Below are 26,674 nucleotides of genomic sequence, written 5' to 3' on the forward strand. Positions count from 1 at the left end.
TCACGTATGGAAGAACCAATTATTAGAGTGGAAAATTTATCCCATCGTTACAGTATTCAATGGGCGATTCGGGATATAAGTTTCGAAATCACCGGAAATGGTATTTACGGGTTGCTGGGATCGAACGGTGCCGGGAAATCAACCACGATGAATATCATTTGCGGGGTGTTGAAACAGACGCAGGGAGATGTCTGGATCAAGGGAATCAATTTGCGGGAAAACCCGGTAGAGGCAAAGAAGCATCTGGGTTTTCTCCCCCAAAAACCACCTTTACATTCGGATCTTACCGTGGAGGAGTACTTGATTCATTGCGCGAATATGCGGTTGATGCCGGGAAAAGAGATTCCCGGGGCGGTGAGGGATGTTATGGTACGTTGCGGCATATCACATTTCGCCAAACGTCTGATTCGTAATTTATCGGGAGGATACCAGCAACGGTTGGGAATAGCGCAGGCTATTATTCATAACCCCGATTTCGTGGTGCTGGATGAACCGACCAACGGGCTCGATCCGAACCAAATCGTGGAAATACGCCACTTGATCAAGGAGATTGCCGAGGAACGGACGATTATTCTGTCGACTCATATCTTGTCTGAAGTGCAGGCTACCTGTGATTATATCCGGATGATCGAGGAAGGGCAGCTCGTGTTCGCCGGGACGGTGGATGATTTCGACAATTATATCGTGCCGGACACGTTGGTCGTTTCTTTGATAAACACGCCGGCAGCGGAAGAGTTGAAAGCCATCGAGGGTGTGCTCGGCGTGGAGGAATTGGGCGGTAAAAATTACCGGGTACGCTTTGACGACGCTACCGGGGTAACGGAACGTATCGTGGAAACCAGCGTGGCGAAGGGATGGAGATTGTCGGGTATTCAGGTGGAAAAAAATTCCATGGATTCCATTTTTGCCGTGTTATCAAAGAAGTAAATCACTCTATAAACTGATAAAAAGATGAAGACAATATATAAAATAGCCCGGACCGAATTGCAAACTTTGTTCTATTCGCCGGTGGCATGGTTGATTCTGGTGATTTTTACTTTTCAAGCGAGCATGGCGTTTACCGATATGCTGGGAGGATACGTCAGAAGCCAGTCGCTGGGCTACCGCCTGTGGAGCGTGACGGAAGGAACTTTTGGTGGGATACGCGGTTTGTTTACTCAAATGCAGCAATACCTGTATCTCTATATCCCCTTGTTGACCATGGGATTGATGAGCCGGGAGTTAAGTTGCGGTTCCATTAAATTACTCTATTCGTCACCCGTGACGAACACGCAGATTATTCTCGGGAAATACCTTTCTATGATGATCTACGGGCTCGTGTTGACGGGAATATTGATGGTGTACATGATCTTTGCCTTGTTCGCCGTGAAGTCTGCCGATTTCCCGGCTATGCTTTCCGGTTTACTGGGGCTTTATTTGCTGCTCTGCGCTTACGCGGCGATAGGTTTGTTCATGTCGAGCGTTACTTCTTACCAAGTCGTTGCGGCTATGGGAACGCTGGCTATACTCGCAGTATTAAATTACGTGAAAGGTATGTGGCAGGATATCGAATTTGTGCGTGATATCACCTATTGGCTGGCGATCGGCGGACGCGCGGACGAATTTATCCGGGGACTGATATGCAGTGAAGATGTTTTATATTTCGTGATTGTTATCGTGCTTTTTCTGATGTTGTCCATTATCCGCTTACAAGGACGGCGTCAGAAAACTTTGTGGATGGTGACGTGGGGAAAATATGCCGGAGTGGTTGTTGTTGCTATGCTTATGGGGTTCCTCACTTCCCGTCCCAAGTTAATGGCTTTCTATGATGCGACACGTACCAAAATGCGCACGTTGACACCTAATAGTCAGGATATCGTGGCAAGAATGGACGGCGGGTTGACAATCACTACTTTCGTGAATATATTGGAAGAGAATTACTGGGCCGGTTTGCCCCGGAGCGTGAACGATGATCTCCGGCGTTTCAGAATGTACACGCGCTTCAAGCCGGAGATTAAAATGAAGTACATTTACTATTATGACAAGGCTGAAAATCCCTCGCTGGATAAGTCTTACCCGAACTTGTCCGATCGGGGACGGATGTTAAAACGTGCCGAGATATGGGATCTGGATTCGAATATGTTTATGCGCCCGGAAGAAGTGAAGAAAATAGTAGACTTGAAACCCGAGGGGAATCGTTTCGTACGTCTGTTGGAAAGGGATAACGGGGAAAAGACTTTCTTGCGGATATTCGACGATCTGCAACGCTTCCCCTTTGAAGCAGAGATTTCTGCATCGTTCAAACGATTGGTCATGGAGCTGCCTTTGGTCGGTTTCGTGAAAGGTCATGGCGAGCGGGATTGTATCCGGGAAGGTGATCGGGATTATAACCGCTTCGCTCAAGATAAGCCTTTCCGTCATTCTTTGATTAACCAAGGATTTGATTTCACGGAAGTAACATTGGATAAACCCATACCGGAAAAGGTGGATATCATCGTGATTGCCGATATGCGTTACGCGATGACGGAGCAGGAGAAAGCGAATCTGGGCGCTTATATTGCCCGCGGCGGTAATCTGGTTGTCGCCGGAGAACCCCGTAGGCAGGAAGTGATGAACCCGATCGTGGAACAATTCGGCGTGAAATTCTTACCGGGACGTCTGGTAAAAGTCAGCGAGAATTTTGATCCTGATTTTATTATCGCTCGTCCGACCAAGGAAGCACAGGATATTGCTTACATTTTTGAGACTCTCTATCGCCGGGAATACGTGGTGACAATGCCGGGTTCTACGGCATTGGAGTATACCGAAGATAAAGGATTCAAAGTAACCCCGCTTTTCGTGAGCGACACGATCGGCAGTTGGAACGAGGTGGAAACAACCGATTTCCTGGATGATACCGTCCGTCTGAATCCTGCCGCGGGTGAAGTGGAGCGCTCGTATCCGACCGTGTTGGCATTATCACGCCAAATGGGTGATAAGGAGCAACGAATCGTTATTCTCGGTGATGCCGATTGCTTGAGCAACGGAGAGATTAGCATATCCCGAAAAGATGTTCCGGCGGCTAACTATTATTTAATCTCCGGTTCTTTCTTCTGGCTCTCCGAAGAGGAGGTGCCGATTGATGTGCGGCGTCCGACACCCCCCGATAATGCGGTGAACTTAGGGATGAACGCCATGTATTACTGGAAAATCGTACTGATGGGGCTTTGGCCTGCCATTCTGGCTTTCTTCGCTATCTTTATCTGGGTACGCCGGAGAGGGAGGTAAAAGAATAATTTCGGTAAGATAGAACTTTGAATTATAGTGCCGAAACGTGTGAGTTTTCTTTCTTTAAAGGGGCATTCCGGTGAGAATCGGGATGCCTCTTCTGTTTTTTTCACGGGATACTCTTGTGGGAAAAGAAAATGAGTTACATAGACAAGAGTCACTTTCTTTTTTATTTTGTGTGGCGTCACCACGTGTTACCACTGGCGTGTATAAGCCTGCATAGTGGTTAGTATTGTAATCGTATGTGAATTTATTTTTCATAGAACTATAAAAAAATATAATCAAGGTTTACTCGTCTGGAATAATATCGCGGGATGATTTAAGGAAACGCTAATAAATGCTATATTTACAACCTAAATTTTGTGTAATGTGTTTTAAATTGTAAATGTGTTTATTATGTTATTGCGCGGATGTTTAATTATTATTTTGCTGGGTGTGCAGTTTGCTTTCGGGCAACAGAAACCCGATCCTGATTGGGTAAATCAGAAGTTTTCAATGTTCATTCACTGGGGTTTGTACTCGGAGTTGGGGGGAGTTTGGAAGGGAGAACCGGTACGGGCGGGATACAGTGAGCAGATTCAGTCGTTTGCACGGATTCCGAAAGCGGAGTACGAGGCGGTGGCGAAACAGTTCGATCCGGAGAAATGGAATGCGGACGAGGTGGCAGCTTTGGCAAAAGCGGCAGGGATGAAGTCGATCGTGTTCACGTCGAAGCATCATGACGGTTTTTGTATGTACCATTCCAAGTACACGAAATACAATATCGTGGATGCTACTCCGTTCAAACGGGACGTGATGAAGGAATTGTCGGATGCCTGTCAGCGGCAGGGAGTGAAGTTCGCGGTGTATTATTCTTTGATAGACTGGAACTTCCCGGGCAACGGGATTACTCCTCATAACGCGGATGCTATTTCCCCGAAACATCACGAGTTTAGTATGAAGCAAGTGGAAGAGATCATGACGAACTATGGTCCGATCTCCGAAATTTGGTTTGACATGGGTTCCTTGACGGCGGAGCAGAGTAAGGAATTGTACGACTTGGTGACCCGCTTGCAACCGCGATGTATGGTGAGCGGACGTTTGGGGAATGACCGGGGTGACTTTGCCGTGATGGCGGACAATAAAATGCCTGACCACAAGATCGGGGTGCCTTGGCAAACCGCGGCTTCATTCTTCCATGAAACGTGGAGTTATCGTTCATGGCAGGAACGGGGTAATTTGGACGCGAAGATCAACGAGAAGATAGGCAGTATGGTCAAAGTGGTAAGCCGGGGAGGGAACTACTTGTTGAATATCGGTCCCCGGGGAGATGGTTCCGTGGTAGAGTTCGAGAAGGATGCTCTTTTGGCGATGGGACAATGGCTGAAAAATTACGGGGAAGCGATTTATAGTACCACCGCGAATCCGTTTGACCATGCCTCGGAATGGGGTGATATCACCCGTAGGGGGAACAACCTCTATTTGTTCGTCGAGAAAATGCCGGACAATCGGGAGATCGAGTTAAAAGGCGTGATAGGCAAGGCAAAGCGTGCGGCGTTGTTACTTGACGGCAAGGCGTTGGACATGAAACAAAACGGGCAAACGGTATCCGTGGCTATCCCGCGAACCGTGAAGCCGGACAGGGGGATGATTGTGGTGAAGTTGGAATTTGAGGATACATTCCGGGCGGTACCCGACCAAGTTTTAAAAACGAAAGTGTTGACAGCGGTTAACGCTATACTCGTGTATGCGCATTCAAGTATGGATTACTATTCCAGTTACCGGAGTACGGTCGGTTTCGCGTGGCATTTCGAGAAGAAGGGGGCAACGGTGACCCCGACGGTCGTTTACACGGCAGGTGATCAGGAGCGGGTGGTACGTCTTACGATAGATGGAGAAGTACAAGATGTTACTTTAACAGGTGGTAAAATTCAAGCGTTGAATGGTAACCCGCGATCTTTGCACTGGGGCAACGTGTACATGTACAATGCCCGGGGCGGAGCCTATACCGGTAATGCCGAGGGATTGAAAAAGAATATCGATATCGTCGGGGATGGTTGGAAACCCCGTCAGGACTTAAAGCCGGGCGAGGAGGTGAAAATTCCGGTAGAAGAAAAGGAATCCGTGGAGATTTTACACGAGTTCACCAGTGACCGGGAACAAGATATTCTGGTGGAGATTGCCGTTGCCGACGGAACCCAAGTTATTTTGAACGGGAAACGGGTATCCTTGCGCTCGTACGTGGGAGGAGTGCCCCGGAATAACACGGTGGTGAAATTGCACGTGCAAAAAGGAAAAAATCAATTGATAGTGCAGCTATATAACCGTTACGGGAAAGAAGTTACCTACTTGATGAACCCGAACGTGAAACAAGAAGAGTATAAACTACGTTTGAATCCTATGAAGCTTTACCCGGGAAATATCCATGACTGCACGTTGAAAGAGGCATCCCCGGTGAACAAGAACAGTGACATGGGATTACGGGATGCACGGGTAGAATTTGAATAATAAATAATAGAGCGTATGAAAAAGAGATTGCGGAAAAAATTGCACAAGGGAGAGTTCAAAGAATTGGGATTCTCGTTTGATGCTAAATTTAAGGCAGATACGGATCTGGGTGTCGTGGAAGCATGGTTGCAGGAATTGGCAATTTTGTTGCACGACCGAGGTCTGGAAATGGGAGGAGGCTGGAATTCTGACGTTTGCGGGGGATTTATCACCCGTGAGCGGGGAAGCGTAACTTCCGAGGAACGGGAAATGATGAAAAAATGGTTTGACGAGCATAATCAAAATATCGACCAAATCAACGTGGGAGAGTTGAAAGATGCTTGGTACGGCTGGTAAAAATAGCCCGATCGGTTTTCGTTTTGTTGCAAAATATTTTACTTTTGTCAGTCACTACCCGGGGACAGGTTCTCCGGGTATGTGCTTGAAAGGAAAAGACGACTAGAAAACTGATAATATGAGAAAAACAATTTATTTACCTTTTATTGCATTGGCATTAATGGCTACAAGTTGCAATACTAAAAAAGCAGCCGCTCCCCAAGGGGGTATTCGGGTGGAGAACCTCGATAAGACGGCGAATCCGCGTGCTGATTTCTATCAATACGCTTGTGGAGGTTGGATGGCAGCGAACCCGTTGACCGACGAGTATTCCCGTTTCGGTTCTTTTGACCAGTTGGCGGAAAACAATCGCACGCAAATCAAAAGTTTGATCGAGGACTTGGCTCACAAACAGTCCGAACAGGGGAGTGTTGCCCGGAAAGTGGGTGATTTGTATAATATCGCCATGGATAGCGCGAAGTTAAACGCCGAGGGGATTGCCCCGATCAAGGCGGAACTGGAAAAGATTGCCGCTATTTCCAACCGGAAAGGGCTTCCCCAATTGATCGCGAATATGCATCGTGACGGTTTCGGACCTTTCTTCGGGTTGTACGTGGGGGCTGACGAAATGAACAGTTCCATGAATATAGCCCAACTTTATCAGGGAGGCTTGAGCTTGGGACAACGTGATTATTACATGGAGAATGACGAGCACACGAAAGAAATTCGCGCGAAATTCGAAGAGCACGTGGCTAAGATGTTCCAGTTAGCGGGATTCACGGCAGGGGAGGCTCAAAAGGCTGCCGCTAACGTGATGAAAGTGGAAACCCGTTTGGCTGAAAGCTCAAAATCGATGGTTGAATTGCGTGATCCGCAGGGAAACTATAATAAAATCACGGTGGCTCAATTGCAGAAAGAAGTTCCGGGGATGGATTGGAATACTTATTTCACCACGATCGGGTTGAAAGACTTGAAAGAGGTAAATGCCGGGCAGATCGCTCAATTGAAGGCGGTTGCCGATTTACTGAACAAGGAAAATCTGGATGTGTTGAAATCATACTTGGAATGGAACGTGATTAATTCCGCTGCCGGTTACTTGAGTGATAACTTGGTTGCCCAGAATTTCGAGTTCTACGGTAAAGTACTGTCCGGGAGAAAAGAGATGCAACCCCGTTGGAAACGTGCTGTGAGCACGGTCAACGGCGTGTTGGGAGAGGCGGTAGGTCAGATGTACACGGAGAAATATTTCCCCGCCGCGGCAAAAGAGCGTATGGTGAAATTGGTTGCCAACTTGCAGAAAGCGTTGGGTGAACGTATTCAAGGTTTGGCATGGATGAGTGACGAAACAAAAGCGAAAGCGCAAGAGAAGCTAGCTGCATTCCACGTGAAGATCGGTTATCCCGACAAATGGAGAGATTATTCCAGCTTGGAAATCAAGAATGATTCTTACTGGAATAACATCGTTCGTTCCAATCATTTCGATTATGACTACATGATCTCTAAAGCCGGCAAACCGGTGGATAAAGACGAGTGGTTGATGACTCCCCAAACCGTGAACGCGTATTACAACCCGACCACGAACGAGATTTGTTTCCCTGCCGGGATTCTTCAATACCCGTTCTTCGACATGAACGCCGATGACGCTTGCAACTACGGGGCTATCGGTGTGGTGATCGGACACGAGATGACTCACGGGTTTGACGATCAAGGTCGCCAGTACGACAAGGACGGTAACCTGAAAGACTGGTGGACGGCTACTGACGCCGAGAATTTTGAAAAACGGGCTCAAGTATTGGTGGATTACTTCAACAATATCAAAGTATTACCCGATTTGAACGCGAACGGAGAATTGACTTTGGGCGAGAATATTGCCGACCACGGGGGATTGCAGGTGGCTTACACGGCATTGCAAAAAGCGATGGCTGAAACCCCGCTCGGTAACGATGCAAACGGCTTTACCCCGGCACAGCGTTTCTTCCTGTCATACGCTAACGTGTGGGCAGGTAATGTTCGTGACGAGCAAATTCGTCTGCAAACGAAATCCGATCCCCACTCTTTGGGACGCTGGCGTGTAAATGGTGCTCTTCCGCATATCGGTGCTTGGTACGAGGCATTCGGGGTGAAAGAGGGCGATCCGTTGTATTTGCCCGTGGAGCAGAGAGCTTCTATCTGGTAATTTGTAAATAGAATTTATTATGAGGGTGTGTTGAAGCACACCCTCTAGTTCACAAAGTCTAAAAATCCATAAGGTCGTAAGGTCAAATGTGTAGGTGATTTGTATATCATTATATTGAATATCATCGTGTTTTTGACTTTGTGGACTTTAAGAGCCGGAGGCTCGACTTTATGAACTTTATAGACTAGAGGTGTGTTCTGACACACCTCCTTTTTATTTTTAGTAGCGATAGCAGCTATTTTCTCGTGTAGCTATTTGGCTCGTGTTTGAGAAAAATTTCTATCGATTTTAGTTCTCCTATTGTTATTAATCATGATTTTATCAAGTAGTTTTCAAGTATTAAATTTTAAATAATTATTATTTAATTTCTATTTTTCAACTATTATAATAGGCTTTGAATAGGAGATGAATGGGAATTGAATAGGAAATGATACTAATTAACTACAAATATGATAAAACAAAAATAATTATTATTTAACTTTAGTTTTACTTTCCCGTTCTATCCTTCCTGTCATTTTTGGCATAGGGCTTGTTTTTAACAAACAAATAATATATATTTGTTTGATACTAAAAATAATGGGTCATGGACATAGTTAAACGAGATCGTTTTACCGCACACTGGAAAAAATATTTCAATGACGCGGAACTTCCTGTCGCCTTTTATTATTCGAAAGAGAATAATAACGCGACTATCGTAAAAAAAGCCGTGGGACATACTTGTATTATAGCTCAACTCGGACGGGTAAGAAAAGGTGAGCCACTTTGTTTCCTGCCGGATTCAGTCGGTTGCGGAGGGGGAAAATATTACTTGGGATTTAGTGACGGGATGCGTGAAGGGTTCGAGTATTTTTTGTCACACGGGGAGAATGAGCCTCATTGTGAACGCTATAAACGTACACCGGAACAAGTGAACGCGTTATTGAAAACTATACCGGTGTTGCCGAGGAAAGGTGACTGTCTGGTATTCAAGCGTTGGGATCATCTGACGGAGCAGGATGAACCGGAAGCGGTATTTTTCTTTGCGACACCTGATGTACTGTCCGGTCTTTTTACTCTTGCCAACTTTGACAGTGTCAAGCAAGAACCGGTGATCTCTCCTTTTGGAGCGGGATGTACCTCTATTATTTATTATCCTTACCGGGAACAACTGGAGGGGACGCAAAGAGCTGTGATCGGGATGTTTGACCCGTCGGCGAGAAAATGCATCACGAATAATTTAATATCGTTTGGCGTGCCTATCACGAAATTCATGGAAATGATCGACCAGATGGAGGAGAGTTTTCTGGTAACCGACACGTGGAAGGTGATACAAAAACGGATTTGATGGGGGCGGGGTGTACTTTGAGGGCGTGTATCTCTTTTTATAGAATGTACATGGCTCCCGCGTTTGCGGTATCTTGCTCTTGCGGGGGAATCATGTACGCGTATAGCATGAAAGCACCTGCCGTCATCGGGGTAATTATAGTCGCCACGTTTTGGTTCAAGGTGGCGACTATGGCGTTTTTCTATTTTACCATGAAACGGAAAGCGAGGAAAATCTTCTATTATTACAAGAACGTGGGGGTGTCTGTCCGGTGGTTGTGGGGAACGACTTTGCCGTTTGACTTCCTGACATACGTGGCGGCTTTGTTTGTCGGTTATTACATAAGGTGATGCATAGACTTGATATAAGTAATCTCCGTTTGGAGTATGGTTTTAAACGTGTACTGTGGGATGTGTTTTTGCGTTGCGAGACGGGAAAAGTACTCGGTCTGTTAGGACGGAACGGTTGCGGTAAGACCTGTTTGATGAAAGCCGTGTACGGAGAATTGAAATTGCGGGATCAATACGTGGGGATTGACGGAAAGGTTTTGTTGACAAGCGAGAGGCGACCGGAAGATATGCGTTATTTACCCCAGCACGATTTTATTCCTTCCGGTTTGTCCGTGAAGCGGGTGTTTGGTGATTTTGGCGTGGATTTTGAACGGTTTGTAACGGACTTCCCGGAGTTTGAGCAAGTTTACCGGAAACGGATAAAGGTGTTTTCCTCGGGAGAACGGAGAATAATCGAGGCGTATTTGATATTGACTTCCGAAACGAAGTTTTGTTTGTTGGATGAGCCTTTTTCTTTTTTGATGCCGTTGCACGTGCAGAAAATGAAAGAAATTATTCACCGGGAAAAAGCGACGAAAGGTATACTGATTACCGATCATTATTTCGAGGACGTGATGGAGGTTAGCGACGAGTTGTTCGTCTTACGGGGTGGAAAGACTTGGAAAGTAAACGAGCGTAAGGATTTGGAATTACTGCAATATATAAAAGAGTCAGATGGAATTCAAGACAGATGAACAGACATTGAATGACCTTGAGTTATTCGCCGCGAGAGAGGGAAAAAGTGTCTTTTCCTATTTCGATTATGCCCGCTCGGATGGGGGGCGGGCGTACATGAAAAAGTTATTCGAGAATCCGTTGGCTGACGCGGAGCGTATTCGGGAACGGGTGGAGGCTATCGTTTATTTGCAGCGGTTGCCTTTCTTCTTGGAAATACGGCGGGATGAATTGAGTTTTATCGAGATATATTTGCAGCAGAAGGAGGTGCCTAAACGGGACGTGATTCATTTGACGAAACGTGCCGTGGCGGGATGGGTGAAGCCGGATAACGATCACTACGTGCGTCAGCGTGCCGTGTCCTATCTGGGGCGGTTGATTCACGAGTTGGCTGTTTTTATGGATGATGTACCCGCGGTTCGGGTGCCGAAGATCATGCGAGAATTGAAAGAGCAAGTGGCTAAGGTGCTCTCTCGTCCCGGTATGCGCTATCTGGTAAACCGGAAAAAGGACACTTTCTGGTCGAGAGAGAAGTTAGACTTTTATTTCCGGGGAGAAGAAGCGGATGCCGTACGGACTGTGTTGGATACGCTTTATATGCTGGAAGCTTTACGGACAATAGGACACGTTGCGCTGGAGCATGGTTTTGCTTTCCCGGTTTTTGTCGAGGAGAGAAGAAAGATAGAAATAGAGGGTTTGTTTCATCTTTTTTTGCCTGATCCGGTGAGGAATGACGTGCGGATAGATGATAAACGTCACTTGTGTTTCTTGACAGGACCGAATATGGCAGGGAAATCAACTTACATGAAGGCTTTCGGGGTGGCGGTGTATTTGGCACATTGCGGTTTTCCGGTTCCCGCGTGCAGAATGGAACTTTCCGTGTTCCGTGGATTGTTCACGACGATTAATTTGTCTGATAATTTGTCATTGGGGTATAGCCATTATTATAATGAGGTGGCGCGGGTGAAGTACGTGGTGGAACGAGTGCGTGAAGCGGGGGACGTGGTGGTTGTGTTTGATGAATTATTCCGGGGCACTAACGTGAAGGATGCTTACGATGCTTCGTTCGCGGTGGTGGACGGACTGGCACGGTTGAAACAGGGAGTATTTGTTATTTCATCGCATATTGTGGAGGTGGCGGAGGCGTTAAAACGAGAGTCTTCGGTGGACTTCCGGTTTTTCGAGATCAATATGGAAACCGGAGAACCTCGCTACACGTATCGTTTGCGGGAAGGTGTTTCTGACGAACGTATCGGGATGTATATTTTGAGAAAGGAGAGGGTGGTAGCTTTAATAGAGGAGTTGACGAGGAATCCGTCGTGAGAGAAAAGCAATTTATATTTGATACCCGCTTTGTCGAAAAAAGTCGTAACTTTGTAGAAGTATACTAAACATCCTATTGTATGGACGATAGAAATAAATATATTCGTTTCGATTGGGCAGCCAAACGGCTATTGAGGAACAAGGCGAATTTCGGGGTATTGGAAGGCTTTCTCACCGTGTTGTTGGGGAAAGAAATCCATATTATAGATATTCTCGAGAGCGAGAGTAACCAGCAAAACGAGGAAGATAAGTTTAACCGCGTGGACATTAAAGCTAAGGATAGCGAGGATGAGATTATCATTGTAGAGATTCAAATTACCCGCGAATTATATTATCTTGAGCGGATACTTTATGGGGTTGCAAAAGCGATTACCGAGCATATCGAGTTGGGACATCTTTACTCGGAGGTGAAAAAAGTGTATTCTATCAGTATACTTTATTTTGATATTGGTAAGGGGGATGATTATTTGTATCACGGTCAGAATACTTTCACGGGGGTTCACACGGGGGATTTGTTGCAGGTAACGATGAAAGAAAAGGGCGCTATCGTACGTAGGCTCCCCTCCGAGATATTTCCGGAGTATTTCTTGATTCGCGTAAATGAGTTTAATAAGGTTGCGGTAACTCCGCTTGAGGAGTGGGTGGAATATCTCAAGAGCGGTCATATTAATCCGGATACGCAAGCTCCTGGATTGAGAGAAGCTCGTCAGAAGTTGGTGTATTATAATATGGATGTGGCAGAGCGTGAAGCTTATGATCGCCATATCGATGCCATAATGATCCAGAATGATGTTCTGGGTACTGCTAAGTTGGAAGGGTTGGTAGAAGGGAAAGCGGAAGGGAAAGCAGAGGGGTTAGCAGAAGGAAGGGCGGAAGGGTTAGTAGAAGGAAAAATAGAGGTCGCCAGAAGCTTGAAGCAGATGAGCTTGCCGGTTGAAACAATAATGAAAAGTACAGGTTTGTCTATTGAAGAAATAGATAAGTTATAAATCTATTTCTTGTTTGTTTGTATTCGTGAAAATATTTACTATTTTTGCGTTCGTGAAATGTTTCTTCGGGGCAGGGTGCAACTCCCTACCGGCGGTTATAGTCCGCGACTCCCTTTCGAGGGACTGATTCAGTGAAACTCTGGAACCGACGGTTAAAGTCCGGATGATAGAAGAGATGTTAATTGTAATTGATATTATATTAGTACAATATAAATCTATGCCCCGAATGTATTACATTCGGGGCATTTTGTTTTTGGAAAGGAGTAACACGTATGGTAAAACAGAAAGATATCGAGTACATGAGGCGGGCGATAGAACTTGCAGAACGGGGAGCGGGATTCGTGAATCCCAACCCGATGGTGGGAGCCGTGATCGTGAAGGGAGGACGAGTGATAGGTGAAGGTTGGCACGAGCGTTACGGGGAGTGGCATGCGGAACGGAATGCGTTGAAAAATTGTACGGAAGATGCCCGGGGTGCGACGATGTACGTGACCTTGGAGCCGTGTTGCCATTACGGGAAAACTCCGCCTTGCACGGAGGCGATTATCGAACACGGAATTGAACGGGTATTTGTCGGGATGCCTGACCCGAACCTGTTGGTGGCGGGAAAAGGATTGTCTTTATTGAGAGAAGCGGGGATAGAAGTGGTTTGTGGGGTTGAAGAAGAAACGATACGGGAGCAAAACAAGATATTTTTGAAGTATATAGCGACACGGCGTCCGTGGGTAATATTGAAGACGGCGATGACGTTGGACGGAAAGATAGCCACGTGGTCGGGCGATTCGAGATGGATCACCGGTACGGAAGCACGGGCTTACGTGCACGAGTTGCGTCATCGTCTGATGGCGGTAATGATTGGTATCGGTACTGCCGTGGCGGATGATCCGTTATTAAATTGCCGGATAGAAGGACGGGGAGTGCGTCAGCCGATACGGGTTATCGTGGATAGCAATGCCCGTTTGGGATTGGATAGCCAAATTGTGAAGACCGCGGGTAAATATCATACGATTGTGGCTCATACCCGCTTTGCCGCGGAGGAACGTTTGGAAGCGTTGAAGCAAGCGGGTGTTGAAACTTTGCTTTGCGAGGAGAAAGAAGGATTGGTAGACGTGGATAACTTGCTTTTCTTACTAGGACAAATGGGGGTGGATTCCATTTTGTTGGAAGGCGGTGGAGGTTTGAACTACAGCTTTCTTGCCGGTGGTTTCACGGATGAAGTCTACTCTTTTATCGCCCCGAAGATAGTGGGAGGCGAAAAAGCCAAAACCCCGGTGGAAGGTGTCGGTATTGAAAAAATGGCAGATGCCGTCACTTTAGAAAGAACAGACGTGTTGTGTTTGGGACAGGACATACTCGTGAAGCTAAAAGTTAAAAATTAAAAGATAATAGATTTGGTGATTTAAAAGCGGGGGATTTGAGCGGGGAAATCTAAAATCTAAAATCATAAATCTAAAATTAGTATGTTTACAGGAATAATAGAAGAAATAGGAACAATAAAAGGTATCAAGCGGGGAAACCGGAGTGTGGTGCTGGAGGTGAAGGCGAAAAAGGTGTTGGAGGATTTGAAAGTGGGTGATAGCATTGCCACGAACGGGGTTTGCCTGACGGTGATTTCTTTTGATAGCGGAAGTTTTTGCGCGGATGTGATGCCGGAAACGATGCAGCGCAGTAATCTCGGAGAGTTACGCGCGGGTAGTCCCGTGAATCTGGAAAGAGCGTTGAGTTTGAACGGTCGATTGGGGGGACATATTGTTTCGGGACACGTGGACGGGATGGGAAAGATCGTGGGGCGAGAGAAGGATGAAAATGCGATACGGGTGACGATTGCGACCTCTGGCGAATTGTTGCGGTATATCGTGGAGAAGGGGTCTATCACGATTGACGGGATTAGTCTGACCGTGGTGTCGGTATCGGATAGCGTATTTACCGTTTCTGTTATTCCTCACACGCGGGATGAAACGACCTTGGTAAAGAAACAGGTCGGGGATAACGTGAACTTGGAGAATGACGTGATTGCCAAATACGTGGAGAAGTTAATGCGTCCGGCATCTCCCGCGGAGCCTAAGGGTGGATTGACGTTGGATTTTTTGTTGGCGAACGGGTTTTGAGAATTTAAAATATAGAATTTAAAACAAAGATATGGAAGATTTCAAGTTTAGTACGATTGAAGAGGCGATAGCCGATTTGAGAGCTGGGAAAATGATTATCGCGGTGGATGATCCGGATCGTGAGAACGAGGGGGATTTGATTTGTGCCGCGGAGTTTGCCACGTTGGAGAACGTGAATTTTATGGCATCATACGCTAAAGGTTTAATTTGTATGCCGATGAGCAAGGCTTTGACGACAAAGTTAGGCTTGGAACAAATGGTGACCACGAATACGGATAATCATTGTACGGCTTTCACCGTGTCAATCGACCACGTGGATACAACCACGGGTATTTCTGCGTTGGAGCGTTCGGTTACGGCAATGAAGGCGGTAGAGGATGATGCCAAGCCGGCGGATTTTCGTCGTCCGGGACATATGTTCCCGTTGGAGGCGAAGAAAGGCGGTGTGTTGGAGCGTATGGGACACACGGAGGCCACGGTGGATTTGATGCGGATTGCCGGGTTGAAAGAGTGTGGGTTGTGCTGCGAGATCATGCGGGAGGATGGGACGATGATGCGTACTCCGGAATTGATGGAATTCGCTAAAGCACACGGGATGAAGATGATTACCGTGTCGGATTTGATTACTTATCGTCGGCAGACGGAGATGCTCGTGGAACGGGTGACAGAAGCGGATATGCCCACGAAGTACGGTTTCTTCAAAGCGTACGGGTACGTGAATAAGATTAACGGGGAGCATCACGTGGCGTTGGTGAAAGGTGACGTGACGGATGGCGAACCTGTTTTGTGTCGGGTGCATTCGGAATGTCTAACGGGCGATGTGTTCGGTTCCTTGCGTTGTGATTGTGGCGACCAGCTTGCCGAGGCGATGCGCCGGATAGGCGAGAGAGGTCGTGGCGTGTTATTGTATATGCGTCAGGAAGGTCGCGGTATCGGGTTGATTAATAAGCTGAAGGCTTACCACTTGCAGGACGAGGGAATGGATACGGTGGACGCGAATCTGGCACTCGGTTTTAAAGCCGATTTACGGGAATACGGCACCGGGGCAGAGATTCTCGCTGATCTTGGCGTGAAGAAAATGGTATTAATGACCAATAACCCGTTGAAAATTAACGGGCTGACAGGGTACGGGATCGAGATCGTGGGACGTGAACCGATAGAGATGACGTGTAACGAGAAAAACGAGTTCTACATGTACACGAAGTACAAGAAAATGGGACACATGCTTCATGTGCGTGAACGCGAAGAGGTAGAGAGATTGAAAGAAGAATTGAAAAACAAATAAATATAGAAAACGATGAATTTACTCGAAGGAAAATTATTAGCAGAAGGACAGCGCATCGGTATCGTTGCGGGACGTTTTAATGAATTTATCACCAGCAAATTGTTGGGTGGGGCAGTAGATGCTTTCAAGCGTCATGGCGGTGACGAGTCGAATATTGATTTGGCTTGGGTTCCCGGTGCATTCGAGATTCCGTTGGTTGCCAAGAAAATGGCAGAAACAAAGAAGTACGATGCCGTGATTTGTTTGGGTGCCGTGATTCGCGGTGCAACTCCTCACTTCGACATGGTTGCTAACGAGGCTACCAAAGGTATTGCTAACGTGGGTTTACAAACCGGGGTACCGATTGTTTTCGGTGTTTTGACTACCGACACGATTGAACAAGCCGTTGAGAGAGCCGGAACGAAAGCCGGAAACAAAGGTTTCGAGGCTGTAACCACGGCAATCGAGATGATTGATTTGTTGAAGCAGATTTAAGACAATAAATGATAAGTGAAGAAAAACGTCGCTCTCACGAGTGGCGTTTTTTTTTAAAGGTATATTTCCTATATCTACTGAAGACCTATCGTAATCCTACTGAGGAACTAGGGTAATCAGTACGTGGTGCTGTGTTTGCTGCGGCGAATACCCGGGGTTTCTATATGGGAGATAATAGGATGTCCGGAGAATAAACGGAGGACAACCGGAGACAGGGTATGATTACGGTATTATTTGGGTAGGATTACAATGGATTCTCGGTAGGAATTGGTACAATAAAACAAAGGGGCTGCATCAGAATCTTTGATACAGCCCCTAATCGAGTTCTTTTGAACGTTATTTCTTTTTCGGCATTTGTTTCATGCGTTGTTCTTGCATACGTTGCATATCTTCCAGTCTTTGTTGGAACTTGGATTTCTTCACGGGTTTCGTTTTGGCGAGTTCTATTTGTTTCAATAGTTTCTCGTCGTTGACGAATTTACGGATAGCCCAAGTTTGCACGATGGTGATCAACGTGGCGATGAAGTAGTAATAACTCAAACCGGACGAGTAGCTGTTGAAGATGAACAGGAACATGATAGGCATGATATACATCATGGTCTGCATACCTTTCATTTGGTCGTTTTGCGGTTGGTTCTTACTGTTATACCACATGTACAAGATGTTCGTGATTGTCATTAACAAACAGAATAAGCTGACATGGTTGCCGTAGAACGGGATGTTGAACGGCAGCGTGGCGATAGAGTCGTATGACGCGAGGTCGGTAGCCCACAAGAAACTCTTCTGGCGCAATTCGATGGCACCGGGGAAGAAGTAGAAGAGGGCGATCAAGATCGGCATTTGTAATAGCATCGGCAAACAACCGCCCATGGGGTTGACTCCCGCCTTTTTATACAGTTTCATGACTGCCTGCTGGCGTTCCATGGCTTTGTCGGCAGGGATTTTCTTGTTGATTTCGTCAATCTGCGGTTTGAGTACCCGCATTTTCGCCTGTGACATATAGGATTTATAGGTCAAGGGGAAGAGTACCAATTTAATGATCAACGTCAACAGGAAGATGATTAAACCGTAGTTCAGTGTCACGTTTGATTCCAAGAAGTTGAAAATCGGAATGACCACGTAACGGTTAAACCAAGCAATCCATTTCCACCCGAGGTTGATTAGTTGGGGAAGTTCTATGTCTTTTCCGTATTCTCTCAGTATCGGGTAGGAGTTCGGTCCGAAGAAGAATTGCATATCGTATTTCTCGATAGCTTTTCCCGTGTAAGGGAGAGATATTTCTGCCTCGGCGTTCTTCAAGTAGCCCGGGGTATTGTTTGTCGTGTTGGAAACATCGGCGTTTGGAAACGACTCTTTGGCGATAAGTACCGAGGAGAAGAATTGTTGTTTGAATGCAATCCATTTCACGCTCGTTGCCAGATCGGTCTTCTCGTCGCCGGTAAGTGACAAGTGTTCCACGTCGTTGTTCGAGAAGTTATAGTAGACTCCCGTGTAGCGACTTTCGAAATCACGGCTCTTTTCCAATTGCGGCATATCCACTTTCCAGTAAAGGGTCAGGAAATTCGTGTTGGCGGCAATGACGTCGTTAAGGTTATAGGTGTTGATATTGAAATCGACCATATAGGAGTCGGGTGCCAGCCTGTACTCAAATTCGAGGTATTTGTTTTCTTCCACGTATGCACGCATGGTGAGCACTTGCTCGGAATTTGCGGCGATTAGGTTTTTCTGGTTCGTGCTGGGAACAAAGATCAAGTCTTCGGTATTGATCTGTTTATTTCTGGCATAGAAATTCATTCCCAAGGCACTCTTGTTTTCTTTCCACAATACAAGCGGGAGTGAGTCGTGGGTACGGTAGTCTTTCAAGTCCACGTAGTCAATCCGTCCGCCTTTGGTGTTGATATGCAATTTGATTTTGTCATTTTCCAGCGTGTATTGTTCCTCGACAGCCGAAGAGTCTTGCGTGAAGACACTTGTAGCGGTTTGAGCCGTTGCCTCCTGTTGTGAAGCGAAATCAGCTTCTCTCTGTTTCTCCAGCGCGGCGGCTCTTTGAGCCTCCACTCTCGCTATGGAGTCACGGCGGTGTATTTGCCGTAATTCCTCTTTCGATGGGCTCATGAAATAAGAGTAGCCGATTAGCATTAACGCGATAACGACTAAACCGGTTATTGTATTTCTATCCATATACTGATTTTAAATTTTATGATTTATTGATTCTGTGATTTATTGATTGCCGATTCTGTGATTCTTGTAATCTGGGAATCATTGAATCGGCAATCACGGAATATCATGATAAACACGCTTTTACAAATGCCACGAACAAGGGATGCGGGTTGGTTACCGTACTCTTGTATTCCGGGTGGAATTGAGTTCCCACGAACCATTTGTGCGTGGGGATTTCCACGATTTCGGTCAACCCTGTTTCCGGGTTTACCCCTGTCGTGATCATTCCGGCTGCTTCGAATTGGTCGGTGTATTCTCCATTAAATTCGTAGCGGTGGCGATGTCTTTCTTCAATCTCTTTCGAGCCGTATGCTTCCATGGCCTTGGAACCTTCTTTTAACACGCACTTGTAGGCTCCCAGACGCATGGTACCTCCCTTGTCGGTTACTTCTTTTTGCGATTCCATGAGGTCTATCACGGGATATTTGGTTTTTGGTGCCATTTCTGTAGAATCGGCTCCTTCAAGATGCATCACGTTGCGAGCGTATTCGATAACAGCCATTTGCATTCCAAGGCAGATACCGAGGAACGGGATGTTATTGGTACGGGCGTATTCGATAGCCAGCAGTTTGCCTTCTATACCGCGTTGCCCGAAACCGGGAGCAACCAAAATGCCGTCAACGTCCTTGAAGAGTTCGCAGATATTGTCTACATGGATATCATGGGCACTGTGCACCCATTTGATATTCACTTTGCAGTCGTTGGCTGCACCGGCATGGATGAATGATTCCACGATAGATTTGTACGCGTCGTGTAATTCCACGTACTTACCCACGAGGGCAATGTTTATTTTGCGATTGTAGTTTTTGAATTTGTACAGGAAACGCTCCCATGATTCCAAATCCGGCTCGTGTTTTAAAGGTAATCCCAGTTGGGATAGTACTATCTCGTCGAGTTTCTCTTCCCGCATTTTGATGGGCACCTTGTAAATGGTGTCGACGTCGATGGATTGAATGACAGCTTTCGGGTCTACATTACAGAATAAGGCTACTTTTCTCCGGATGTCGGAACCCAGTTCATGTTCCGTGCGCAACACGATGATATCCGGTTGTACCCCGTTTTCCAAAAGGGCTTTCACGGAATGTTGCGTGGGTTTGGTTTTCAATTCTCCCGACGCGGTGAGATAAGGAACCAAGGTCAAATGGATGAACACGGATTTCTCCCCGAGCTCCCAGCGTAACTGGCGAACGGCTTCGATGAACGGCAGCGATTCGATGTCGCCCACGGTTCCCCCGATCTCGGTGATAACGAAATCGTAGTCACCTTGGTTGCCGAGAAGTTTTATATTTCGTTTGATCTCATCCGTGATATGCGGAATGATTTGTACGGTTTTTCCCAGATAATCTCCGCGGCGTTCTTTGGTAATCACGTTCTGGTATATGCGTCCGGTCGTGATATTGTTGGCCTGTGAAGTGGGGATGTTCGTGAACCTTTCGTAATGTCCCAAATCCAAATCGGTTTCCGCACCGTCATTGGTCACGTAACATTCTCCGTGTTCATAGGGATTCAAGGTTCCGGGATCTACATTAATATACGGGTCCAGTTTTTGGTTCGCGACTTTATAACCTCTTGACTGGAGGAGTTTGGCTAGCGAGGAAGCAATGATTCCTTTCCCCAAAGATGAGGCAACTCCACCCGTAACGAATACATATTTTGTTGACACGATATAAATATTTTATAATTGTTTCTATATTCTACATCCAACGACTTGAAAATACTTGAACTGTTTGTTATTCTGCTGAATAACAAGCAAAATGATCAAGTATGTCGAAACTTAACGACAAAAGTAAGAAAAAATATGATACAAACATAAAAAGAGGGGCAACTGTGTGCCCCTCTTTTTTATCTTTCTTAGATCATGCCGTCGATAAGTTTTAGCTTTTCTTGCATCAGACTTAGTTTGTGGCGGGCGTTTTCGATCTTGGCAGTAAATTCCCGGATTAAACCTTCCGATTTGTTGGACTTGGAGAAGAACCCGATATTGTTCTCCCAAGCGTGCAGGTCTGTTTCCAGTTGCTTGATCTTGTTTACCAGTTTTTCCCTTTCTTGGATGATCTTGCTTACCTTGTCGTCGCTGTTGTCGAACGTGTTGATCTTGGATTTGAAGCGTTCTATGTTTTTATCGAATTCGTCAATGTCAAGTAGATCAAAATGCGCGTTGATCAGTTTGCGGAATTCTGTTTGAACTGCGTCCTTCTCTTTGATAGGTACGAATCCGATTTCAGCCCAACGGGTTTGGAATGCTTTCAAAGTTTCGATATCTTCATCCGTGTTGCCTGTCAGTTGGAAGTTGCGCACCTCTTCAATCAAGGCTTTCTTGAGTTCCAGATTCTTCACTTGATCGGCATTCAAGTTTTTTGCCAGTTCGGATTTTCTGTCAAAGAAATAGTCACAAGCGGAACGGAAGCGGTTCCATATTTTATTGGAAACCTTTTTTGGCACGGGTCCGATTGTCTTCCATTCCCGTTGATATTCAATAATCTTGGATGTGGTTGCTCGCCAATCTGTACTTTCTTTTATAGCCTCAACTTTTTCACAAAGAGCTATTTTCTTTGTCAGATTCTGGCTTTGCATATTTTGAATTTCTTGGAAGTATTGGCGTTTCTTGTTAAAGAATGCGTCGCACGCTGCCCGGTATCGCTTGTAAAGGCGATTACGTTCTTTGATAGGAATGGTGCCCGCGTGTTTCCATTCTTCTTGAAGGGCGAGTACTCCGTCTGCTGCCGTGTTCCAATCCGAGATCTTTTCGATGTTCAAGGCGGCGTATTCTTCGAGCTTCCGGCAAATCTCTTCTTTTAATTTTAAATTGTTTTCTTGTTCTTCCCGGAGGGTATCGAAGAATTTATGATACGCGTCATTGATCTTGTCGGTCACGTCTTTGAATCGATTCCACGCCTCTTCTTGATGTTCTTTGGCAACCGGGCCAATCTCTTTCCATTGTGCATGGAGCGATTGCAATTGGCGGAAGGCGTTGCCGACATTGTTATCTTCGAGTAAGGCGGTAGCCTGTTCGATCAATGTATTTTTGGCGTCGAGGTTTTTCTTCAGATCCAAATCACGCAATTCTTTATTGATCTTGACGTAGTTGAAGAAGTTCTCCACGTGGTGGTGGTATGTTTCCAGCAGGTTGTTTGCTTGTGCTTGCGGAACCATACCGGTATTACGCCACCTGTCTTGCAGGTTTTTGAAATCCTGATAAGTTTTATTCAACGATTCCTCGTGTTGGATCAAATCTTTGAGCTCCTCTATGATCTGGAGTTTGTCTTTTAAGTTTTGTTCTTTTTCCTCTTCCAGTTTTTTATAAAATTCCGTTTTCTTTTCGCGGTAGGTTCTGTACACGCTATAAAAACGCTCCTTGGAATTGTCTTGATAATCGAATGTTTCCGCCGGACTTCCGTCTTTCGTGTACTCGGCGAGAGCTTTGTCGTATTCTTTCTGGTATTGTGCTTCGAAAACTTGCGGCAGGCTGTCCAGTACCTTCAAGCGTTGCACGGGAAAGTCGTCGATCAGAGCTTTCATGTGAGAGATGATCTCATCCGTGTTAAAACTGGAGAAATCCCATACCGGAACTTCTTTTTCGGGGGTTTTCTCGATAGGTGTAGGTTGACCCTGAACTGAAACTTCGTTTTGTGTTTCGTCATTTAAAGTGTCCGAAGAAAGCTGCTCGTTATTTTGCAACTCCTCGGCTTGTTGTAAGTTTTCTTGCTCCATAGCTATTCCTGTTTTTACGCATTCAACTGACGAAAATAATGATTTATTCTGACACTGCCAATTTATATTAACTAAAAAAACGGAGAAGACTTCTTTTTGGAATTCTATCGTAAACATGTATCTTTGACATTTATTATTAGCGATTATGTTTTCATATATATTATATGGTCTTGTTTGGTTGATCAGCTTTTTGCCGTTTCGGGTGCTGTATATTATCGCGGACATAAATTATGTCCTGCTATATTACGTGTCCCGTTACCGCCGGGAAGTGGTGCGTACGAACCTCTGTAACTCTTTTCCGGAAAAGAGTTTGAAGGAGATTGTGGCAATAGAGAGGAAGTATTATAAGCATATGGCTGATCTGTCGGTCGAACTGTATAAATTGTGGCATATGTCCGAGGCTGCGATACGGAAACGTTGTGTTTTTCGAAACACGGAGTTGCCGCAGAAATATTTTGACGAAGGAAGGAGCGTGATCGGCGTGCTGGGGCATTACGGCAATTGGGAATGGATGTCTTCGTACAGTCTTTGGGAGAACGATGCCGACTTTTTGGCTTTATATAAGCCTATCCGGAGTAAGGTGACCGACCGGATGATGAAAGCGATTCGCTCGAAGTTTGGTGCCGTGTTGGTTGCCAAGGATGATACCTTGCGGGTGATTGCCCGTTATCGTTCGGAAAAAAAGTTGTTTTTAGCCGGATTTATCGGGGATCAGACACCCAATGTTCACAATCTTAATTTCTGGACTCGCTTTTTGAATCAAGATACTCCTGTTTTACTGGGGACGGAACGAATCGCGAGAAAGTACAATTTTCCTGTTGTTTCCGTGCGTATGCGTAAAGTAAAGCGTGGTTATTACGAGGTGGAGTTTATTGATGTTTGTGCTAATCCTGCCGGGTTGGAACCGGGGGTATTGACCGAGATGCATACCCGGTTACTGGAGTCATTTATCCGCGAGGAGCCGCAGTATTGGCTGTGGTCGCACAAGCGATGGAAACATAAGAAAGTTTAAGACTCGAGAATAGAGAGTGCGGGGGAAAATTAGAAATCTAAAATCTAAAATCTAAAATCTAAAATGTATAAGCGTGTTGCTGTCATTATATTGAATTGGAACGGGGAGAAGTTGTTGAGGGAATTCCTGCCTTCGGTGATTCGGAATACCAATCCGGAATTGGGAAGGGTGATCGTGGTAGACAATCATTCTTCTGACGATTCGTGGGGGTGTTTGGAACGGGAGTTCGCGAGTGTGGAACGGGTGTTGTTTGAAGATAATTTTGGTTTCGCGGGAGGGTATAACCGGGCGTTGGAGATGATCGAGGCAGAGTACGCGGTGTTGTTGAATAGTGACGTGGAGGTTGCACCGGGATGGCTGGAACCGTTGGTTGATGCTTTGGAGCGTGATCCGCGGGTTGTTGCCGTGCAACCCAAAATATTGGCTTACCGGGAGAAAGATAAATTCGAGTATGCCGGGGCGAGTGGCGGTTTTATCGACTATCTCGGCTTTCCCTTTTGCCGCGGCCGCGTGATGGATTGCACGGAGGTCGATACCGGACAGTATGATGATGAGCGGGAAGTGTTTTGGGCAACCGGGGCGGCGTTGTGTATCCGGCGGGAGCGATATCTGGAGGCTGGCGGGTTGGACGAGGCTTTCTTTGCCCACATGGAGGAAATCGATCTTTGTTGGCGATTGAAGAATAGCGGGTATGTATTAAAGGTAGTACCTTCTTCCGTGGTGTATCATTTGGGTGGAGGCTCCTTGCCCATGAATCATCCCCGGAAGTTGTTTTTGAATTATCGCAATAATCTGTTGATGTTGCACAAGAACCTCGGGGGGGCTTCCCGGCAGAAAGTGTTTTTCGTGCGTTTGCTGTTGGATTGTATGGCAGGGGCTCTTTTTCTGATGAAAGGAGAGTTTGCCAACACTCGTTCGATCATACAAGCGTACAAGGCATTCCGGAAGTTGAGGAAAAGATACCCGATCCCGGCAGGCATGAAGCCGTTTGCCGAAATGTATCCCCGTAGTATTGTTCTGGATTATTTCTTGCGCGGGAAAAAGAAATTCTCGGATTTGAAATTTTAGAGGTGTGGGAATAAACCTTTGACATAAAACCTTGTCTTAGTGTAGAAGGCTTTTAAAACTTAGGAGTTAGAATGAAGGAAATGAGCGATGAAGATATAGTAAAGCTTTTTCACTCGGGTAACGGTGAGGATAAAGCATTCCGCGCGCTGGTGGCTAAATACGGCGAGCGGCTCTATTGGCATATCCGGAAGATCGTTATCGACCATGATGATAGCGATGATGTATTGCAAAATACATTTATCAAGATATGGAGAGGTCTGAAGGAGTTTCGCTACGAAGCGAAATTGTTCACGTGGATGTACCGCGTGGCAACGAACGAAGCGATTAACTTCTTGAACGAGAAGCGTCGGAAGACTTACGGGAATTCGCAGGAGATTACGCCCATGCTGGAGAATCAGTTGGAGAGTGATACCTTTTTCTGCGGGGACTCTATTCAGCGCGAGTTGCAAAAAGCCGTGCTGAAGTTACCGGAGCGCCAACGGTTGGTTTTCAACATGAAGTATTTTGATGATATGAAATACGAGGATATCGCGGAAGTATTGAATGTGGCGGTAGGGACTCTCAAGGCGACGTATCATAATGCGGTGAAGAAGATCGAGGAGTGCTTGAAGATTTCGGATACTTTGCCCACGTTTGATTAATAATGAATGTAAAGGGATGATTATGGATAATTTAGACGAGAAATACAGATCAAAGAACCCGTTCTCCGTACCTGACGGTTACTTCGACTCCTTGGAGGAGCGAGTGATGGAACGGGTGAAGGAAAACGGGAAACCCAAACGCGCGGGGGCTTTGCAGATGTTGAAGCCTTATTTGGGATTGGCGGGATTATTCGTGTTCGCGATGCTTTTCGTGCAATTTTTATTGCCTCGTTTAGTAGATGATAATGAAATGTTGGCAAAGAAAACGGAACAGAAAGCGTCGGCCGCACAAGAAGAGGACGAGTATATATTCGATACGGATTTCGACCCGTCCCGCGAAGAGATTATCGAGTATTTGTCACAGGAGTCCGATGTGGCGGATTTCTTGTATGCTGAACGCAGGTAAAAATGTAAAGAAGGTATCATATATGAAAAAAGCTGGATTAATTATATTGATGGTTGGACTTTCGCTCTCGTTGTTCGCTCAATCGGGTAAATTGAGCGACGAGAAACGCAAAGAGTTTGAAGCCCAAAAAATAGCGTTCTTTACCCAAGAAATGGAATTGACACCGGAGGAGGCTGTCGTGTTCTGGCCTCTCTATAACGAGATGCAACAGAAAATGCGGGTTGAAAACGATAAGATACGTGCGTTGACCTGTAAAAAAGAAAAGACAGCCCCGGTAACGACGGAGGAACAAGCGAAAAAGAATCTGAAAACCGTTTTGGACGCGGAGCAGGCGGCATGGAATATCAAGAAGGAATACACGGATAGGCTGTTGAAAGTGTTGCCCGCTAAAAAAGTGTGGCTGATGTTCGAGGCAGAACAGAAATTCCGTCACCAGTTATGGAAAAAAATGGAGAATAAACCCGTTCCTGTCCCCAGATAATGTGTTTCGGAGGTATTGAGATTTAGTTTATTAGCCGTCTTGCCTGAAAAAAAAAGAAAAAAAAGACCTTAAAAGCTTGCAAGAACGATAAAAAGCACTACTTTTGTCAGCGCTATTGGAGAGATGGGTGAGTGGCTGAAACCAACAGTTTGCTAAACTGTCGTACGGGATTACTGTACCGGGGGTTCGAATCCCTCTCTCTCCGCCACAAATTTTAGAGGTGCTTCGGGGCGTAGCGCAGTCCGGTAGCGCATCTGCTTTGGGAGCAGAGGGTCGCAGGTTCGAATCCTGTCACCCCGACGGAGAATCAGACAGTTACGAAAGTAGCTGTTTTTTTATTGCCTTGATTTTTGGGCGAAATGGGTGGTTCCGGCTCAAGTGGAAAATCTGTGTGTGAAAGTTATTTTTCACACACAGATTTTCCC

The 26,674-nt window shown here is 46.0% G+C and carries 22 protein-coding genes, 2 tRNA genes and 1 riboswitch; of the genes, 21 read left to right on the top strand and 3 right to left on the bottom strand.

Features of this window, described 5'->3' with window-relative positions; all coding sequences use genetic code 11:
• The first annotated feature begins 6 nt into the window (after positions 1-6).
• The 14 genes from L0M98_RS19255 (at position 7) to ribH (ending at position 16,710) form a co-directional block, all read left to right on the top strand.
• The gene (locus L0M98_RS19255) at positions 7-927 is read left to right on the top strand and encodes an ABC transporter ATP-binding protein (RefSeq protein WP_099289862.1); all 921 of its coding nucleotides are present in this window, start codon (positions 7-9) and stop codon (positions 925-927) included.
• Between the two features lie 24 nt (positions 928-951).
• On the top strand, positions 952-3,246 hold the full coding sequence (locus L0M98_RS19260) for a Gldg family protein (protein WP_227217256.1): 2,295 nt from the start codon (positions 952-954) through the stop codon (positions 3,244-3,246).
• Positions 3,247-3,642: 396 nt separating this feature from the next.
• A complete protein-coding gene (locus tag L0M98_RS19265) occupies positions 3,643-5,733 on the top strand; it encodes an alpha-L-fucosidase (protein WP_227217255.1) in 2,091 nt (696 codons plus the stop codon).
• A 15-nt stretch (positions 5,734-5,748) separates the two neighbouring features.
• On the top strand, positions 5,749-6,069 hold the full coding sequence (locus tag L0M98_RS19270) for a 50S ribosome-binding protein YggL (protein WP_227217254.1): 321 nt from the start codon (positions 5,749-5,751) through the stop codon (positions 6,067-6,069).
• Positions 6,070-6,187: 118 nt separating this feature from the next.
• A complete protein-coding gene (locus L0M98_RS19275) occupies positions 6,188-8,224 on the top strand; it encodes a M13 family metallopeptidase (protein ID WP_227217253.1) in 2,037 nt (678 codons plus the stop codon).
• 583 nt (positions 8,225-8,807) lie between these two features.
• Positions 8,808-9,548 (top strand): DUF169 domain-containing protein, encoded by a 741-nt coding sequence (locus tag L0M98_RS19280; protein ID WP_227217252.1) that lies wholly within the window; start codon positions 8,808-8,810, stop codon positions 9,546-9,548.
• A 50-nt stretch (positions 9,549-9,598) separates the two neighbouring features.
• The gene (locus L0M98_RS19285; RefSeq protein ID WP_237961899.1) at positions 9,599-9,877 is read left to right on the top strand and encodes a hypothetical protein; all 279 of its coding nucleotides are present in this window, start codon (positions 9,599-9,601) and stop codon (positions 9,875-9,877) included.
• Positions 9,877-10,551 (top strand): ATP-binding cassette domain-containing protein, encoded by a 675-nt coding sequence (locus L0M98_RS19290; protein ID WP_227217250.1) that lies wholly within the window; start codon positions 9,877-9,879, stop codon positions 10,549-10,551. Before L0M98_RS19285 ends, L0M98_RS19290 begins: the two co-directional genes overlap by 1 nt.
• Positions 10,532-11,854, top strand: a complete 1,323-nt coding sequence (locus L0M98_RS19295) for a MutS-related protein (RefSeq protein ID WP_227217249.1) — start codon at positions 10,532-10,534, stop codon at positions 11,852-11,854. Before L0M98_RS19290 ends, L0M98_RS19295 begins: the two co-directional genes overlap by 20 nt.
• 80 nt (positions 11,855-11,934) lie before the next feature.
• Positions 11,935-12,843 (top strand): Rpn family recombination-promoting nuclease/putative transposase, encoded by a 909-nt coding sequence (locus tag L0M98_RS19300; protein ID WP_227217248.1) that lies wholly within the window; start codon positions 11,935-11,937, stop codon positions 12,841-12,843.
• Positions 12,844-12,900: 57 nt separating this feature from the next.
• A riboswitch (FMN riboswitch) is annotated at positions 12,901-13,022 on the top strand.
• Between the two features lie 93 nt (positions 13,023-13,115).
• Positions 13,116-14,222, top strand: coding sequence for a bifunctional diaminohydroxyphosphoribosylaminopyrimidine deaminase/5-amino-6-(5-phosphoribosylamino)uracil reductase RibD (gene ribD, locus L0M98_RS19305; protein ID WP_227217247.1), 1,107 nt, complete (start codon positions 13,116-13,118; stop codon positions 14,220-14,222).
• 81 nt (positions 14,223-14,303) lie between these two features.
• A complete protein-coding gene (locus tag L0M98_RS19310; protein WP_099289880.1) occupies positions 14,304-14,951 on the top strand; it encodes a riboflavin synthase in 648 nt (215 codons plus the stop codon).
• A 31-nt stretch (positions 14,952-14,982) separates the two neighbouring features.
• Positions 14,983-16,236 (top strand): bifunctional 3,4-dihydroxy-2-butanone-4-phosphate synthase/GTP cyclohydrolase II, encoded by a 1,254-nt coding sequence (locus L0M98_RS19315; protein WP_099289881.1) that lies wholly within the window; start codon positions 14,983-14,985, stop codon positions 16,234-16,236.
• Positions 16,237-16,248: 12 nt separating this feature from the next.
• Positions 16,249-16,710, top strand: a complete 462-nt coding sequence (gene ribH / locus L0M98_RS19320) for a 6,7-dimethyl-8-ribityllumazine synthase (RefSeq protein ID WP_099289882.1) — start codon at positions 16,249-16,251, stop codon at positions 16,708-16,710.
• A 336-nt stretch (positions 16,711-17,046) separates the two neighbouring features.
• Here the strand turns inward: ribH and yidC are convergent, their stop codons facing one another.
• From yidC to L0M98_RS19335, 3 genes are all read right to left on the bottom strand, one after another.
• Entirely contained in the window at positions 17,047-18,891 is a 1,845-nt protein-coding gene (gene yidC / locus L0M98_RS19325) for a membrane protein insertase YidC (protein WP_099289883.1), read from the bottom strand.
• Positions 18,892-18,994: 103 nt separating this feature from the next.
• Positions 18,995-20,593 carry a CTP synthase gene (locus L0M98_RS19330; RefSeq protein WP_227217246.1) on the bottom strand — a complete coding sequence of 533 codons (1,599 nt, stop codon included), beginning with the start codon at positions 20,591-20,593 and terminating at the stop codon, positions 18,995-18,997.
• Positions 20,594-20,781: 188 nt separating this feature from the next.
• Entirely contained in the window at positions 20,782-22,641 is a 1,860-nt protein-coding gene (locus tag L0M98_RS19335; protein ID WP_227217245.1) for a DUF349 domain-containing protein, read from the bottom strand.
• Positions 22,642-22,786: 145 nt separating this feature from the next.
• Here L0M98_RS19335 and L0M98_RS19340 point away from each other — a divergent pair, with 145 nt between their 5' ends.
• The 7 genes from L0M98_RS19340 to L0M98_RS19370 all read left to right on the top strand — a co-directional run bounded on the left by L0M98_RS19340 (position 22,787) and on the right by L0M98_RS19370 (position 26,549).
• The gene (locus tag L0M98_RS19340; RefSeq protein WP_186977440.1) at positions 22,787-23,653 is read left to right on the top strand and encodes a lysophospholipid acyltransferase family protein; all 867 of its coding nucleotides are present in this window, start codon (positions 22,787-22,789) and stop codon (positions 23,651-23,653) included.
• 63 nt (positions 23,654-23,716) lie between these two features.
• Positions 23,717-24,721: a glycosyltransferase family 2 protein gene (locus L0M98_RS19345; protein WP_227217244.1), complete on the top strand. Its 1,005-nt coding sequence runs from the start codon at positions 23,717-23,719 to the stop codon at positions 24,719-24,721.
• Between the two features lie 71 nt (positions 24,722-24,792).
• On the top strand, positions 24,793-25,362 hold the full coding sequence (locus tag L0M98_RS19350) for an RNA polymerase sigma factor (protein WP_099289888.1): 570 nt from the start codon (positions 24,793-24,795) through the stop codon (positions 25,360-25,362).
• Positions 25,363-25,384: 22 nt separating this feature from the next.
• A complete protein-coding gene (locus tag L0M98_RS19355) occupies positions 25,385-25,768 on the top strand; it encodes a hypothetical protein (RefSeq protein WP_141560853.1) in 384 nt (127 codons plus the stop codon).
• Between the two features lie 22 nt (positions 25,769-25,790).
• Positions 25,791-26,249 (top strand): hypothetical protein, encoded by a 459-nt coding sequence (locus L0M98_RS19360; protein ID WP_186977434.1) that lies wholly within the window; start codon positions 25,791-25,793, stop codon positions 26,247-26,249.
• 117 nt (positions 26,250-26,366) lie between these two features.
• Positions 26,367-26,457, top strand: a tRNA-Ser gene (locus tag L0M98_RS19365).
• 18 nt (positions 26,458-26,475) lie between these two features.
• Positions 26,476-26,549, top strand: a tRNA-Pro gene (locus tag L0M98_RS19370).
• The last annotated feature ends 125 nt before the right edge of the window (positions 26,550-26,674 follow it).

Origin of the sequence: Butyricimonas sp. DFI.6.44, assembly GCF_022132345.1 — a bacterium.
GTDB lineage: Bacteria > Bacteroidota > Bacteroidia > Bacteroidales > Marinifilaceae > Butyricimonas > Butyricimonas muris.

Coding starts and splice junctions, on each gene's coding strand:
- L0M98_RS19255 (WP_099289862.1), top strand. CDS start 7: ATGGAAGAACCAATTATTAGAGTGGAAAATTTATCCCATCGTTACAGT.
- L0M98_RS19260 (WP_227217256.1), top strand. CDS start 952: ATGAAGACAATATATAAAATAGCCCGGACCGAATTGCAAACTTTGTTC.
- L0M98_RS19265 (WP_227217255.1), top strand. CDS start 3,643: ATGTTATTGCGCGGATGTTTAATTATTATTTTGCTGGGTGTGCAGTTT.
- L0M98_RS19270 (WP_227217254.1), top strand. CDS start 5,749: ATGAAAAAGAGATTGCGGAAAAAATTGCACAAGGGAGAGTTCAAAGAA.
- L0M98_RS19275 (WP_227217253.1), top strand. CDS start 6,188: ATGAGAAAAACAATTTATTTACCTTTTATTGCATTGGCATTAATGGCT.
- L0M98_RS19280 (WP_227217252.1), top strand. CDS start 8,808: ATGGACATAGTTAAACGAGATCGTTTTACCGCACACTGGAAAAAATAT.
- L0M98_RS19285 (WP_237961899.1), top strand. CDS start 9,599: ATGGCTCCCGCGTTTGCGGTATCTTGCTCTTGCGGGGGAATCATGTAC.
- L0M98_RS19290 (WP_227217250.1), top strand. CDS start 9,877: ATGCATAGACTTGATATAAGTAATCTCCGTTTGGAGTATGGTTTTAAA.
- L0M98_RS19295 (WP_227217249.1), top strand. CDS start 10,532: ATGGAATTCAAGACAGATGAACAGACATTGAATGACCTTGAGTTATTC.
- L0M98_RS19300 (WP_227217248.1), top strand. CDS start 11,935: ATGGACGATAGAAATAAATATATTCGTTTCGATTGGGCAGCCAAACGG.
- ribD (WP_227217247.1), top strand. CDS start 13,116: ATGGTAAAACAGAAAGATATCGAGTACATGAGGCGGGCGATAGAACTT.
- L0M98_RS19310 (WP_099289880.1), top strand. CDS start 14,304: ATGTTTACAGGAATAATAGAAGAAATAGGAACAATAAAAGGTATCAAG.
- L0M98_RS19315 (WP_099289881.1), top strand. CDS start 14,983: ATGGAAGATTTCAAGTTTAGTACGATTGAAGAGGCGATAGCCGATTTG.
- ribH (WP_099289882.1), top strand. CDS start 16,249: ATGAATTTACTCGAAGGAAAATTATTAGCAGAAGGACAGCGCATCGGT.
- yidC (WP_099289883.1), bottom strand. CDS start 18,891: ATGGATAGAAATACAATAACCGGTTTAGTCGTTATCGCGTTAATGCTA.
- L0M98_RS19335 (WP_227217245.1), bottom strand. CDS start 22,641: ATGGAGCAAGAAAACTTACAACAAGCCGAGGAGTTGCAAAATAACGAG.
- L0M98_RS19340 (WP_186977440.1), top strand. CDS start 22,787: ATGTTTTCATATATATTATATGGTCTTGTTTGGTTGATCAGCTTTTTG.
- L0M98_RS19345 (WP_227217244.1), top strand. CDS start 23,717: ATGTATAAGCGTGTTGCTGTCATTATATTGAATTGGAACGGGGAGAAG.
- L0M98_RS19350 (WP_099289888.1), top strand. CDS start 24,793: ATGAAGGAAATGAGCGATGAAGATATAGTAAAGCTTTTTCACTCGGGT.
- L0M98_RS19355 (WP_141560853.1), top strand. CDS start 25,385: ATGGATAATTTAGACGAGAAATACAGATCAAAGAACCCGTTCTCCGTA.
- L0M98_RS19360 (WP_186977434.1), top strand. CDS start 25,791: ATGAAAAAAGCTGGATTAATTATATTGATGGTTGGACTTTCGCTCTCG.